Source organism: Proteus columbae (genome assembly GCF_009914335.1).
Taxonomy (GTDB): Bacteria; Pseudomonadota; Gammaproteobacteria; order Enterobacterales; family Enterobacteriaceae; genus Proteus.
On sequence record NZ_CP043925.1, the window covers coordinates 3,509,982 to 3,524,764 of the forward strand.

11 protein-coding genes and 1 tRNA gene are annotated in these 14,783 nt (G+C 37.9%); 4 read left to right on the forward strand and 8 right to left on the reverse strand.

Translation table 11 applies throughout. The features are described from left to right. Positions 1–102 precede the first annotated feature (102 nt). The 5 genes from F1325_RS16435 to F1325_RS16455 all read right to left on the reverse strand — a co-directional run bounded on the left by F1325_RS16435 (position 103) and on the right by F1325_RS16455 (position 5,433). Complete coding sequence (locus tag F1325_RS16435; protein WP_023582946.1) at positions 103–447, reverse strand: DUF4156 domain-containing protein; 345 nt, start codon at positions 445–447, stop codon at positions 103–105. 324 nt (positions 448–771) lie between these two features. After that, positions 772–2,403: a Na+/H+ antiporter gene (locus F1325_RS16440; RefSeq protein WP_109374264.1), complete on the reverse strand. Its 1,632-nt coding sequence runs from the start codon at positions 2,401–2,403 to the stop codon at positions 772–774. Between the two features lie 361 nt (positions 2,404–2,764). Beyond that, entirely contained in the window at positions 2,765–4,411 is a 1,647-nt protein-coding gene (gene groL, locus F1325_RS16445; RefSeq protein WP_109374263.1) for a chaperonin GroEL, read from the reverse strand. Between the two features lie 52 nt (positions 4,412–4,463). Beyond that, the gene (locus F1325_RS16450; RefSeq protein WP_036914050.1) at positions 4,464–4,757 is read right to left on the reverse strand and encodes a co-chaperone GroES; all 294 of its coding nucleotides are present in this window, start codon (positions 4,755–4,757) and stop codon (positions 4,464–4,466) included. 169 nt (positions 4,758–4,926) lie between these two features. Then, a complete protein-coding gene (locus tag F1325_RS16455) occupies positions 4,927–5,433 on the reverse strand; it encodes an FxsA family protein (RefSeq protein WP_109374262.1) in 507 nt (168 codons plus the stop codon). Between the two features lie 374 nt (positions 5,434–5,807). Between F1325_RS16455 and aspA the strand changes: the two genes are divergently transcribed. The 4 genes from aspA (at position 5,808) to F1325_RS16475 (ending at position 9,846) form a co-directional block, all read left to right on the forward strand. Further along, a complete protein-coding gene (aspA, locus tag F1325_RS16460) occupies positions 5,808–7,232 on the forward strand; it encodes an aspartate ammonia-lyase (RefSeq protein WP_109374261.1) in 1,425 nt (474 codons plus the stop codon). A 158-nt stretch (positions 7,233–7,390) separates the two neighbouring features. After that, complete coding sequence (locus tag F1325_RS16465; RefSeq protein WP_098941860.1) at positions 7,391–8,716, forward strand: anaerobic C4-dicarboxylate transporter; 1,326 nt, start codon at positions 7,391–7,393, stop codon at positions 8,714–8,716. 185 nt (positions 8,717–8,901) lie between these two features. Beyond that, positions 8,902–9,474 carry a division control transcriptional repressor DicD gene (gene dicD, locus F1325_RS16470; protein WP_109374260.1) on the forward strand — a complete coding sequence of 191 codons (573 nt, stop codon included), beginning with the start codon at positions 8,902–8,904 and terminating at the stop codon, positions 9,472–9,474. Between the two features lie 296 nt (positions 9,475–9,770). Next, positions 9,771–9,846, forward strand: a tRNA-Phe gene (locus tag F1325_RS16475). Between the two features lie 178 nt (positions 9,847–10,024). Here F1325_RS16475 and F1325_RS16480 read toward each other — a convergent pair. Genes F1325_RS16480 through F1325_RS16490 form a run of 3 tightly spaced genes read right to left on the reverse strand, consistent with a single transcriptional unit; the run spans position 10,025 to position 14,744 of the window. Then, on the reverse strand, positions 10,025–11,284 hold the full coding sequence (locus tag F1325_RS16480; protein ID WP_109374259.1) for an HlyD family type I secretion periplasmic adaptor subunit: 1,260 nt from the start codon (positions 11,282–11,284) through the stop codon (positions 10,025–10,027). 16 nt (positions 11,285–11,300) lie between these two features. Further along, positions 11,301–13,466 carry a type I secretion system permease/ATPase gene (locus tag F1325_RS16485; RefSeq protein WP_160230723.1) on the reverse strand — a complete coding sequence of 722 codons (2,166 nt, stop codon included), beginning with the start codon at positions 13,464–13,466 and terminating at the stop codon, positions 11,301–11,303. 24 nt (positions 13,467–13,490) lie between these two features. Continuing rightward, positions 13,491–14,744, reverse strand: coding sequence for a TolC family protein (locus F1325_RS16490; protein ID WP_160230724.1), 1,254 nt, complete (start codon positions 14,742–14,744; stop codon positions 13,491–13,493). Positions 14,745–14,783: the final 39 nt, after the last annotated feature.

Consider the following 14,783-nt stretch of genomic DNA (forward strand, 5'->3'; position numbering starts at 1 on the left):
TATCACAAAAACAAAAAAGCTGTAGCTCAATTCAAATAGATGAAGTGACTACAGCTTTTTATCTATTAGCAGACTAATAAATAGTGAATAAATAAAATGCCCTTATTGGCATTTATAAACTTGTCCACTCATTTTGCTATCTAATGGTGCAAAGCTATCAACAAAGCTACCTGCGCCAGTACCAACGTTAAAAATAACGTTACCACCCATTGCGGCTGCTTTATTACGTAGATCGTTAGCAGCGCCTCGCAGTGATTGGCTTTCAGTACGGGAACCTGATAACCAGTTATTTTGAACACCTGTCACTGTTCCTAGTAATTGGCATTCACTGCCTGGTTGCGTATCAGTGATTTGTACCTGTGAGCCAGCAGTGCTTAATGTGTTTGTTGCAGAACAGCCTGCTAGTAACAACGCGGCTGCAGCTCCCAATAACAATTTAATTCGCATGATCCCCTCATTTATTTGAGTGTCCGTTTAGTAATGACAACAATATACCTTGTCATCTCTCTTATGCGCAAAAATAAATCATCATCACTATCTCACATTAGCCAATAGCCTTAAGATATTATTTTCGCTTCAAACTTATTTTAACGTACAAATTCGGCTTTGAGATAGACAAAGCAATAATGCCCCTATTCTACACCGCTTTTATGCTTTTAAAACGATCTGACCTATTTTCAACCTACACAGTGCGAGAACGAACACATAATTTGTTTATTTTTTAACATCTTCAGACAGCAAATCGCTATCTGAAGATAATATTGACCTAAATTAACTCAAATGATGATTCAGTGCTTCTTCTTTTAAATCTAATTCATGGCGTAAACGATGAAAAATATGTTCGCTAATATGACGTGATTTACGTAACTGCTGTAATGTATCGCGCTCTATTTTTAATGCACTGCGAGACAACTGACGCTCCATGCTAAACAAGCGTTTCAGATCAAGCGCCCCTTCTTGCACACTGTCTTCACTATCAAGACGACGGCTATAAATTTCTAATAAATGTGAACCTGCCTCATTGCGTAGTGACATCTCATCAAGATCTTCACAAGGTTGGTTCATTAGCTCATTAATATGCGCAATCGCCGCTTCGTTTAACGCCAAACGCGTACGAATTTCATCATTTTCATAAGGTAAATCTTCTGATAGCCCTTTAGTTAAAATCGGTAATGCAATTGTGGCTATCAATAATGAACAGAGAATAACGCCCATGGAAATAAAGATGGCGAGATCTCGTGTTGGGAAAGGTGAACCATCTGTCATTAATAAAGGAAGGGTTAAGATACCTGCTAGTGTAATTGCACCCCGTACTCCTGCGGTTGCCATAATGGCCATTAAGCGCAGATCATGACGAGATAAACGTTTATTAGGAGAACGGAATACCGTCAGCGACATCGATACCCATACCCACGAAAAACGCAGTACAGCAAGTCCGATTGTAATAACGATAATATAACCTACAACTGCCCAAGGATTAGTTGCACCCGCCGATTGCGTCACTTCAGGTAAAATTTTCCACATTGCAGGAAGTTGTTCACCTAATAGAATAAAAATCATGCCATTAAGTGCAACCTGAACCGTATCCCAAACCGCTTTACTTTGCATACGTGTCGCTGCTTGCATACGACCCACGATTTTTTCGTAGTGCATTGCAATACCAGCAACAACCGCCGCTAAGATCCCAGATACATGGAAATGCTCCGCTAATAAATAAGCAATAAATGGCATCAATAAGCTGATCAAGATTTGGATAGCTGGATCTTCACCAGTACGTTTAACCAAAAACTGATTTAATCGCCCAATCACGCCAGCCACAATCAAACCAATAGCAGCACCACCTAAAGCAACTAATAAAAATTGCCCCGTTGCTGAAGCAATAGAAAAAGAACCTGTTAATGCTGCTGCGACCGCAAAACTAAAACAGACTAAGCCTGTAGCGTCATTGAGTAACGACTCGCCTTCTAAAATATGTGTCATACGTGAAGGAAGTGGCGAATTGACGGTCATTGCAGACACAGAAACAGGATCGGTTGGCGATAAAATCGCGGCTAATGCAAAAGCAATCGCAAGCGAAATAGAAGGAATAAGCCAATGAATAAAAAAGCCCATCCCAATTACAGTAACAACAACTAAACCGATCGCTAACGACATAATGGGTTTAATCTCTTGGAACAACGCCTCTTTGGGAATACGCCAACCATCTAAAAACAGCAATGGAGGAATAAAGAGGAACAAGAAAAGATGTGGATCAAACGCCACTTCAAAGCCAAAGATCGACAAACATGCGCCAACCGCAATTTGGATCAATGGCAAAGGAATTTTTTCTGACAGTAATCGTGAGATAAACACACTCACAATCACGGCAAAAAGAAAGATAAGTACAATTGCGACGACAGACATGGTGAGCACCCCAATTTATTTAATATTTTTTAAGCGGTGCAGTAAAAACGATCTGTTGCCTAATTGTAAAGAAATAAGTTGTTTCTAATTATATATAAAATGAATTATCTGATAATTCTGAAATAAAACGGCATAAAAAGAGCGTAATTGGCAGTCCAACTATTGGGGGGGAACTTCATATAAGAGGTTGTTTTGTGCATTAAAGGCATAGTATGTGATTTATGTTAACAAATAACCCCCTAAAAAGGGGTTGTTATGTGTATCAATGAAATAATGCGATTTTCAAATCTCGATTGTATTTAGACATAAAAAAACCCGAGCCTAAGCTCGGGTTTTCTCTGTAAAACGGTAAGCTGATGAATTACATCATGCCGCCCATTCCACCCATGCCGCCCATACCGCCAGCGCCACCTAAATCCATTTTGTCATCTTTAGGTGAATCTGTGATCATTGCTTCTGTTGTGATCATCAGACCTGCGATAGATGCTGCAAATTGTAGTGCAGAACGAGTAACTTTAGTTGGATCTAAGATACCCATATCAATCATATCGCCGTAAACATCAGTTGCCGCGTTATAACCGTAGTTACCTTCACCCGCTTTCACGTTGTTTACAACAACAGATGGCTCTTCACCTGCGTTAGCAACGATTTGACGCATTGGAGATTCCATTGCACGTAATGCAACGCGGATACCCACTGTTTGTTCTTCGTTATCACCAACCATCTCACGCAGAGCGTTAGCAACACGAACCAGCGCAGTACCACCACCCGCAACAACGCCTTCTTCAACCGCTGCACGAGTTGCATGCAGAGCATCGTCAACGCGAGCACGTTTTTCTTTCATTTCAACTTCAGTTGCTGCACCAACTTTAATTACTGCAACACCGCCAGCTAATTTAGCAACGCGTTCTTGTAATTTTTCACGGTCATAATCTGAAGTTGCATCTTCGATTTGTTGACGAATTTGAGATACACGACCGCTGATAGCGTCTTGATCACCTAAACCATCAATAATAGTGGTTGTATCTTTGTTGATAACAACACGTTTTGCTTGACCTAAGTCTTCTAATGTTGCTTTTTCTAACTCCATGCCGATTTCTTCAGAAATCACCGCACCGTTAGTTAATGTTGCGATATCTTGCAACATTGCTTTACGACGATCACCAAAGCCAGGTGCTTTAACAGCAGCAACTTTAACGATACCACGCATGTTGTTCACAACTAATGTTGCCAGTGCTTCACCTTCAACATCTTCTGCAATGATAAGCAGAGGTTTGTTAGCTTTAGCAACACCTTCTAAGACAGGCAGTAATTCACGGATGTTAGAAACTTTTTTATCAACTAACAGAATGAATGGGTTTTCTAATTCTGCTGTACCCGTTTCAGGTTTGTTGATGAAGTAAGGAGACAGATAACCACGGTCAAACTGCATACCTTCAACAACGTCTAGCTCGTCTTCTAAGCCAGTACCTTCTTCAACGGTGATAACACCTTCTTTACCCACTTTATCCATCGCTTGCGCGATCAGAGTACCAACGGTTTCATCAGAGTTAGCAGAAATTGTACCAACTTGAGCAATCGCCTTAGTATCTGAACATGGAACAGACAGTTTTTTCAGTTCTTCGACTGCTGCAAGAACAGCTTTGTCGATACCGCGTTTCAGATCCATAGGGTTCATGCCAGCGGCAACTGCTTTTAAGCCTTCGGCAATGATTGATTGTGCTAATACTGTTGCAGTTGTAGTACCATCACCTGCCGCATCATTGGCTTTAGAAGCAACTTCTTTCACCATCTGTGCGCCCATGTTCTCGAATTTATCTTCGAGTTCAATTTCGCGAGCAACAGATACACCATCTTTAGTAATAACAGGTGCGCCGAAAGATTTATCTAAAACAACGTTACGACCTTTAGGACCTAAAGTTACTTTAACTGCATCTGCAAGAACATTAACACCACGTAACATTTTATTACGAGCATCTACACCGAATTTGACGTCTTTAGCTGCCATCGTATATTTCCTTTGAATTCGTTCAGTTTAAGAAGATCTTAAAAGAGAAAAATTATTCTTCTACAATTGCTAAAATGTCGCTTTCAGACATGATAAGCACGTCTTCGTTATCAATTTTTTCTGTTTTAACGCCATAACCGTCGTTAAAAATTACGATATCGCCAACTTTAACATCCAGCGGCTTAACGTCGCCGTTTTCCATAATACGGCCTTGACCTACGGCTAAAATTTCGCCACGAGTTGATTTACCCGCCGCAGTGCCAGTCAGTACGATACCGCCTGCTGATTTAGCTTCGACTTCTTTACGTTTAACAATAACACGGTCATGTAATGGACGAATCTTCATTAATAGTGCTCCTATAAAAAAGTCCATATCAGGATTAAGGTTGATACCAGTGCCCAAGATGAACCAGTACCATGACGATACAGGTGGGGGCATCCAGTAAAACTTCAAGGGGAGAAGTGTGATTTTTTTTCAAATTTTCCCCATTTCAGTTGATTATGCTTTGGGCTAATTATTTTTTGTCAGAAAAATGGTCGTTATCCTGATCTTCCGTCTTATTATTCAGTTGGTTACTCGGTGAATCCTCTTTACGCTGAAACTCGCCTTCGAAGGTTGTTCCATTCTGATTAGAAGAAAATCCACTTTGACCATGACCTGCTGAATAAATTTGAATTCGAGAGATCAGTTTCGTCACTAATAGCGCTTGCAATGGTGGTAATAACAACAGCAAGCCCAAGAAATCTGTAAAAAAGCCTGGGATTAACAGTAAAATACCTGCCAGTATTAATGAAACGCTTTTCACCATTTCTGCTGCTGGCACTTCACCCACTGCAAGTTTTTGTTGCATTGAAGCAATATTTTTTACGCCCTGATTTTTTACCAGTGAGACACCAACACAAGAAGTCAACACCACAAGGAATAGTGTTGTAAGAACGCCAATAGAAGATGCCACATTGACGAAAATAACGGCTTCTATATAGATAAGAAGGCAGATAACAATTAATGGGAGCCAACGCACTTGGTTCTCCTTTTTATAAAAAAAGATTCATATTATTAATAGAAAGGAGTGTGAACTACATCTAAGGTGATGGTTTACGAACTCGCTTTTTCTTAGTTTATCTACATAATAATGGGGAGCCTAACACTCCTTTTCAAGGGGCGTTAAAAAGAGAAGTAGAACTGTAAAATCCATGAGATAGATCACAAAAAGAAAATATTTAGAGGTTATTTACGTATAAAGTGATCCAGCTTAAAGGTATTTGTTCACAACCCGAATATGATCGTGTCAGTACCAAGCAAAACGGTAAGTTATATTACATTATTAACCGTTAACGATATATTTTATTAACAAGCGCATAACTAGACAGTTAAAATTTTAATAAGAAGGTTCTCATGTCAAATAAAACTCGTATCGAAGAAGACCTGTTAGGTAAAAGAGAAGTTCCTGCTGATGCTTACTACGGCGTCCACACTTTACGTGCAATTGAAAACTTCTACATCAGTGATCGTACCATCAATGATGTTCCAGAATTCATCCGCGGTATGGTAATGGTGAAAAAAGCTGCTGCATTAGCAAACAAAGAGCTTCACACTATTCCTCGTGAAATCGCTGATACGATTATCAAAGCCTGTGACGTAGTATTAGAAACAGGTAAACACATGGATCAATTCCCAGTTGATGTATTCCAAGGCGGTGCAGGTACTTCATTAAATATGAATACCAATGAAGTTATCGCAAACATCGGTCTGGAATTAATGGGCCATCAAAAAGGTGAATACCAATACCTGAACCCAAATGACCACGTCAATAAGAGCCAATCAACAAACGACGCTTATCCTTGTGGTTTCCGTGTAGCGGTTTATAACTCTATTATCAAATTAACAGAATCTATCGAACTGCTGAAAGCTGGTTTTGATAGAAAAGCAGTTGAGTTCAAAGACATCCTGAAAATGGGTCGTACTCAATTACAAGACGCTGTACCAATGACTTTAGGTCAAGAATTCCACGCTTTCTCTGTACTGATGAAAGAAGAAATCAAAAACCTGAAACGCACTGCTGAGTTACTGTTAGAAATGAACTTAGGTGCAACAGCTATCGGTACTGGTCTGAATACAGCACCTGGTTACCAAGAACTGTCTGTTAAAAAATTAGCAGAAGTAACTGGTTTAGCCTGTGTTCCAGCAGAAGACTTAATTGAAGCAACTTCTGACTGTGGTGCTTATGTAATGGTTCACGGCGCATTAAAACGCTTAGCTGTAAAAATGTCTAAAATCTGTAATGACTTACGTTTACTGTCCTCTGGTCCTCGTGCAGGTCTGAAAGAAATCAATCTTCCAGAACTACAAGCAGGTTCTTCAATCATGCCAGCTAAAGTAAACCCAGTAATTCCAGAAGTTGTAAACCAAGCTTGCTTTAAAGTTATCGGTAATGACACTTGTGTCACTATGGCAGCTGAAGCTGGTCAATTACAATTAAACGTAATGGAACCTGCAATTGGTCAAGCAATGTTCGAATCAATCTCTCTATTAAGCAACGCTTGCCGTAACTTAGTAGAAAAATGTGTTGATGGTATCACTGCGAACAAAGAAATCTGTGAACACTTCGTATTTAACTCAATCGGTATCGTTACTTATCTGAACCCATTCATTGGTCACCATAACGGCGACATCGTTGGTAAGATTTGTGCAGAAACAGGTAAGAGTGTACGTGAAGTTGTTCTAGAACGTGGTTTATTAACCGAAGAACAACTGGATGATATCTTCTCTGTTGAGAACTTAAAAAACCCGGCTTACAAAGCAAAACGCTTTGATGATTAATAATTATGTTTCATAACATAACCATGTTAAACATAAGAATGAGCTCTTAAAAATACAAGGCACGGACTCTTTAAGGGACGTGCCTTTTTACTTGATTGTAAAAACAAAAATTTAACTTATCTTTCTCATTTTTTTAATTATCTCAAGGAGTAAACGCTATGTTAGCCGTAGAATTGATTATCGTTCTGCTGGCCATTTTCCTCGGTGCGAGACTTGGGGGAATTGGTATCGGGTTTGCCGGTGGTTTAGGGGTTTTAGTTTTAGCTGCTATCGGTGTTAAACCTGGTTCAATCCCTTTTGATGTTATCTCCATCATTATGGCTGTTATTGCCGCAATCTCTGCGATGCAGGTTGCTGGTGGTTTGGATTATCTTGTTGGCCAAACTGAAAAACTGTTAAGACGCAATCCAAAATACATCACAATTCTTGCGCCTATTGTGACTTATTTCTTAACTCTATTTGCAGGTACAGGGAACATCTCTTTAGCAACACTGCCAGTTATCGCTGAAGTTGCAAAAGAACAAGGCATCAAACCTTGCCGTCCTTTATCAACCGGTGTTGTTGCAGCTCAAATCGGTATTACTGCATCTCCTATCTCTGCGGCTGTTGTTTACATGGCTTCTGTCATGGAAAACCCAGCAATGGTGGGTGAAGGTAACACTGTAAGTTATATCACTCTGCTGTCTATCTTATTACCAGCAACTTTCCTTGCTATCATTCTGATGTCATTTATCGTGTCTTGGGTATTTAACTCAAAACTGTCTGATGATGCTGTCTATCGTGAGCGTTTAGAGCAAGGTCTGGTTGAATTACGTGGTAGCCAAGAACGTAGAGAAACATTACCAGGTGCTAAATCATCTGTAATGCTGTTCCTACTGGGTGTTCTGTGTGTTGTAACTTATGCAATTATCAACAGCCCAAGCTTAGGTATTGTCAAAACTCCACTGATGAATACGACTAACGCTATTCTTATCATCATGCTGAGTGTTGCAACACTGATCACTGTCTTCTGTAAAGTGAAAACTGACAACATCCTAAACTCAAGTACCTTTAAAGCTGGTATGAGTGCATGTATCTGTATTCTGGGTGTTGCATGGTTAGGTGATACTTTCGTTTCAAGTAACATCGATTGGATCAAACTGACTGCGGGTGACTTAATCACTGGCCATCCTTGGTTATTAGCAGTTATCTTCTTCTTCTGTTCTGCTCTGTTATATTCTCAAGCAGCAACAGCGAAAGCGTTAATGCCAATGGCTTTAGCATTAGGTGTAACTCCATTAACTGCAATTGCTTCTTTCTCTGCGGTTTCTGGTCTGTTCATTCTGCCAACTTACCCAACATTGGTTGCAGCAGTTCAAATGGATGACACAGGTACAACTCGTATCGGTAAATTAGTCTTCAACCACCCATTCTTTATCCCAGGTACTATTGGTGTGGTATTAGCTGTCGGATTTGGTTTCCTCTTCGGCGGTATGATTTTGTAGTTTGAAGTAAAAAATTAAAACATTGCAAAAAAGTGCTTAGCACTTAAAAGAAATAAAAAATAAGAAAATACCCTGTCGGCCAAGATGGGGTATTTTCATTTTAGCTTATCGCTCCTCGCTTTCATTTTTAGCTAAAGTCTGCTAATTATGATGTTCTCGCGACAACGTGATTTAAGGAGATTTCCGTGCAACGTGAAGCGTTATTAGACCACGTACTTATCCAATTAGAGCAATATGGCTTAGCTGCAACCTTACCTGAGCTTCTTCAAGATTCGGGTATCAACGAATCTGATCTTCACCCTTTCTGGCCTGATAGAGATGCATTGATTTTTGATTGTCTTCGCCACCATGGACAGCAAATTGACATTTGGCAACGCCAAGTAATGTTAGATGAAGAGCTCTCTATCGAACAAAAACTACTGGCACGTTACGATCAACTCGCTATGCGTTTAGAAAAAAACCGATTCCCAGGTTGTTTATTTGTTGCTGCTTGTAGCGCATATCCTGATGAGCACTCTCAAATCCACCAATTAAGCCAACGCCAAAAACAAAGCTCATTTGATTACTCTAGAACGCTACTACGCGAGCTTGATATCGAAGACAGTGAATTAGTTGCCAAACAGATGGAACTCATCTTAGAAGGCTGTCTAAGTCGTTTAATGGTGAATCATCATGCTGATGATATTATTACAGCAAAATTATTGGCAGAAGATATTCTTAAGATTGCTCAATGCCGAAAAAATGGTGCATTAAGTTAGTTGTAAGCGTTAGAAAACGAGAAAAATGATCTGTTTTTTTGTTTGTACTCAATTTCTATCTGTAGAGTAGCAAAAAACAAATTTAATCATCAAAAAAAGAGAAGGTTTTCTCTTTGATATGCAAAAAAGTGAATATCTTTACTGATTGTTATTTAAGCATTTTTTGCTAAAAAAACGCTTATGATGAAAATTTAAACTCGAATAGAGTAAAAAGAAAGCAAACAAACTTATTTTTGCATTTTTTATTAAAAAGACGTTGACGCATCACGCTGAATACGGTTTAATGCGCCTCGTTAGCCCGAATAGCTCAGTCGGTAGAGCAGGGGATTGAAAATCCCCGTGTCCTTGGTTCGATTCCGAGTTCGGGCACCATCTTTAGAAAAACCAGCCTTAGGGCTGGTTTTTTGCTTTCTACTCTTCATAATTTTCAATATCTCTTTTCAAACGAGACAATCCCTTTATTGCATTATGACTTTTCTTGTTCTCTTAAAATATTATTTCTAATGCAGCCTTATTATATGAACAAGACTGCATAATATTAAAAATAGAATTATCTTTCTTGTAATGCTTGTTTCATCCTAGTTATTGGCTTAATCAAATATTGGAATACTGTTTTTTCACCCGTCTTAATATCCACACCAGCAATCATCCCTGGAATGACAGGTAATTCCTTTCCGTTTTTGTCAGTAAGATGACTACTCTGTGTAGTGACTAACACACGATAAAAAGCTTCATCTTGATTGAGTTTTAAATCACTAGGTCTCTTTTGATCATGCAATGTATCTGGGCTAACTAAAGTAACAATACCTTCCAATCCACCATAAATAGCGTAATCATAAGCAGTTAGTTTGACTAATGCAGGCATTCCTGTACGGACATAAGCAACATCTCTCGGGCTGATATAAGCCTCAACTAATAGTTGGTCTTCCAATGGGACAATTTCCATAATATCCTGCCCTGCTGAAATTACTCCGCCAACAGTATTAATACGTATATTTTTGACTATACCTCTTAATGGAGCCCGTATTAATGCTCGTTCGACCGGATCAGCACGCCCTGCCATATTTTCCCTTGCCTGAGCTAATTCGGCTTCTGTTTTAACTAACTCAGCACTTGCTTCCGTTAAATATTTATTTTTCTTTTCATTTATCTGAGATTGAATATCGGCTGACTGTCGCTCCATTCGCAACAATTCCACAGCTGACATCGCACCTTGTGCAACAATAGGCCTTGTTATTGCAATCTCTCTGTCTAATAAGGCTTTACTTTTTTGTAAATTATCTATCCCTGACTCCAGTGCCTCTTTACGTATATTGTATACCGTTGTTTCACGCGCCACTAAATCAGCGGCTAATCCCTCAGGGAATTTTAGTTCAGTAGAATATGCCTCCGCTTTAAGTCTTGCTCGGATTGCTTCCAGATTATCAACTTTCGCTTCACTTTCCCTTAAAATAGCCGATGAACGGGTATCATCTAGAGTCAACAATACTTGTCCTTTCTCAACAATATCCCCTTCTTTTACCTCCATGCTTTTTAATATACCAGCATCTAATGTCTGGATGATCTGCTCTCGACTGCTGGGAATAATACTACCCTGCCCACGAGTAACTTCTTCAAGACTACTGTTCCATGCCCAAATAACAAAAATAATCAGAAAAATCAGCAACATTGTGATCATCATAAAGCTCTTATGATGTTTTTCGTGCTGAAGCGCTGCATGTAAGTCATTTAGAAGTGCTAAATCTTTATTAGAAAAAGCCTCTTTAGGATGACTTGGCGATGTCACTTGTTTTTTATTTAATTCATTCATTTCAACATTCTCAATCTTACTTATCTGTTTTGGCTTTTGAGTGAACAGTTATTTGTTTTTCTTTTTCATTTTTAGCTAACTGTTGTAAGACCGCATCTCTGGGGCCATCCATCACCACTTTACCGTTATCAACAACAATTATTCGGTTGACGATACTCAGAACCTGAGGTCGATGAGTAACAACCAATAATGTTCTTGCACGACACCATGCTGAAATGGCATTTAATGCCTGAATTTCTGAATATTGATCAAGTCCCGTTGTTGGTTCATCAAGTAAGACAACTTTTGGATTTCTCATCGTCATTCTAGCCAAAGCAACAATTTGTTTTTGCCCACCAGAAAGACCTAACCCATTCTCCCCCAAGGACATATCTAAGCCTCTTGGATGCTTTTTAATGACTTTATCTAAACCAAATCGCTTTAGTGCTACAATCAAATCTTGATCACTAGAAAAACCATCCATACGAGCTAAATCAAGATTTTCTCTTAAACTACCTAAAAATAATCTTGGTTCCTGCTCTAATAACAACACCTGATTACGCAAATAATGAGGATCTATTTGGCGAATATCGACATCATCTAGTGTGATGTTCCCTTGTTCCGTCGGATATAACCCAGTGGCTAATTTTAAAGTCGTTGATTTACCACTGCCAATACGCCCAAGTATTCCGACTTTTTCACCTGGCTTTATTTCAAATGATAAATTTTTCACTACACTGCTACTATCTTGATTATAAGCAAATGAAACATTTTGGAATTTTATATTTCCATTCATTTGTTTTAACGTAATATATTTCCTATCAGGTTCACGTTCTGAAGGTCTTTCAACAATACCGTTTACACCTTTTAAGGCGACCCAAGCCTGTTGAAAGCGTATAGCTAAACCCGCAATTTGCCCTAATGGTGATAATGCTCTACCGGATAAAATAACCGTTGCAATTAACGCCCCCATCGTAATTTTATTTGCGGGATCATCACTATGAATTAAATAAGTACCGATAATAACTAAAAATATCGTATTTAACTGTTGCATCATAACAGCAAAATAAATAACAAAATTACTGATATTTTTAACTTTCATTGATGAGGAAGCTGTTTTTGCCGTGTAATAATCCCAACGCTTTTGTGCCCAATTCATTGCGTTATTCGTTTTTAACGTTTCTATGCCTTCAATCGCTTCTACTGCTAATCCTTGTCTTTGAGATGATTCCTTCATTGATTCATTAATATATTTTGATAAAGGGAGCTGAGCTAAAAGTCCAACAATAATAACCAGTGGAATTATCGTAAGTGGCACCAAAGCCAAGCTTCCCCCAACCAGTGCAATGACCGAGACAAATAAAATTAAAAAAGGCATATCAACTAATGTTAATAAACTTGCACTCGTCATAAAATCACGGACAGATTCAAAATCTCGTAAATTATTAACATAGGAGCCAGATGATATAGGCCTTTCCTGTAATTTAAGATTTGTCACTTTTCTAAATAAAGCCGAGCTGATAATTAGGTCAGCCTTTTTACCCGCAATATCCGTTAATCGTCCTCGGATCATCTTTGCTGTAAATTCAAATAATATCGCGATAATTACACCAATACTTAAAACCCAGAGAGTTTGATATGACTTATTTGGTATTACTCTGTCATAAACATTCATGACATATAATGAACTAACAAGTGCTAGAAAATTAATTACAAAAGTAGCAAAAATAATTTGATAATAATATTTTTTAAAGCGCCAAATAACTTTAAAAAACCATGCCTTAGGCATCGTATATTCGGGCAATTCTGAACGTACATCTGTTGCGATACGAGGCTTAATAAACCAACAATAACCTAAATACTTTTCATTTAATTCTGATTGAGTTAACCAAACAGATAAACCATCGACTTGCTGAATTTTATATTTACGCTGCCCAGTTTCATCAAATGAAATTTCTGTTAAAACGGCACTCTCTTCATTTTTTAATAATAATAATACTGGCATAGCCAGAGAGGGAATATCATCTAATAAACGTTGTGATAATGTATTTTCAAATCCTTCACTCTTCAGATATTCAACCAGTGATGAAAAATCAATTCCCATCTTTGCGGTACGGATTGTATGCGCAGTCAGTGTAGCCACGGATAAATGTGTGCCTAATAACTGAGTTGTAAGAGAAAGACCTTCTATGATCAATTTCATAACTACAATATTTACCTTAATTTATTAATGTGCGAGTGAATTAAGTGCCCAGCGAGAAAGTGTTCCTTGCGCATATAAATAATCAAGCATTCCATACCTAAGATCACTCAATGTGGTGGCATAAGATAATTCAACATCAGATAGCTCTTTTTCTGCATTCAAAACATCTAACAAAGAACGGCGAGCAACATTAAATTGCAATTGATAAAAATCGACGACTTTTGTCGATGATAAAATTTGTGCATCTAATATCTTTAATTTTTGAGTACTTTTTTGAATATTAATTACAGATAAGCGTCTTGCTTCTTCAATATCTCGAATAACCCTATCCATTCGCTGTTGAGCCGCATTTAACTGACTTACTTTTTCATCAACAGAATATAATGATGAAAAATTAATAATATCCCATGTCACATCAATACCTATCTGACGATCATCTTTAGTTATATTTCCAGTTAAATTAATTCTTGGTAATTGTTTTTTATTTTCAACTTTAACGCCCATTTTTTTAGCGTCTATATCGGCTTGGCTCACAAGATAGGCCGGATTTTGATTATTATTTTCCGCAGTGAATTCTCTATACATATCACTGACTGTCATTCCATCAAAAGGATTGACAAGATCACTCTCTCCAACCGGAAACCCTGTATATTTTGATAACGTACTCAGCGTTGTCATTAATTCTTTTTCATAATAATTAATATCTTGTTCTACTAATATTTTTCTTGCTTCTGCCTGAACATATTCAGAAACACGTCCTTCATCATTACGGGCTATCACATTTAATTCAGAGATAATTCTATTATGCCTATCTAAGCTTTTTTTCTTTACCGCAATAGATTCTTTGGCTAACAATGCTTTTAAATAGAGATCTGATATGGTGTAAGCGACATTTTCTTTCGTTTCGCTATATTTAAATTGATAATAGAGCTGTTCTTTTTCATTACGTTCAACATCATTTTCTATTCCACCAAAAGAATAGAGATTTAATTCTCCTCTTAGTCCTGGAGTAAAACTATTATTATCATAATCACTTTCATCACGATGATATTGTCCTAATAATTTATTTCCAATGACGCTTATTACGGGAAAATGTTGAGCCCTAGCCTGATTAACTCTTGCAACCGCTATATCTATATCGGCTTTAGCTTCTAATAACTCGGGCGCATTATTTAATGAGTTATTTAATATATATTTTAAAGAATTCGCATGTGAATTAAATAATACGCCTCCAAAAATAACAAACGTTATTATTTTGAGTTTATTTATAGAAAACACAGATATTACCTCTAATAAAAAATACAATCTAAATATAGA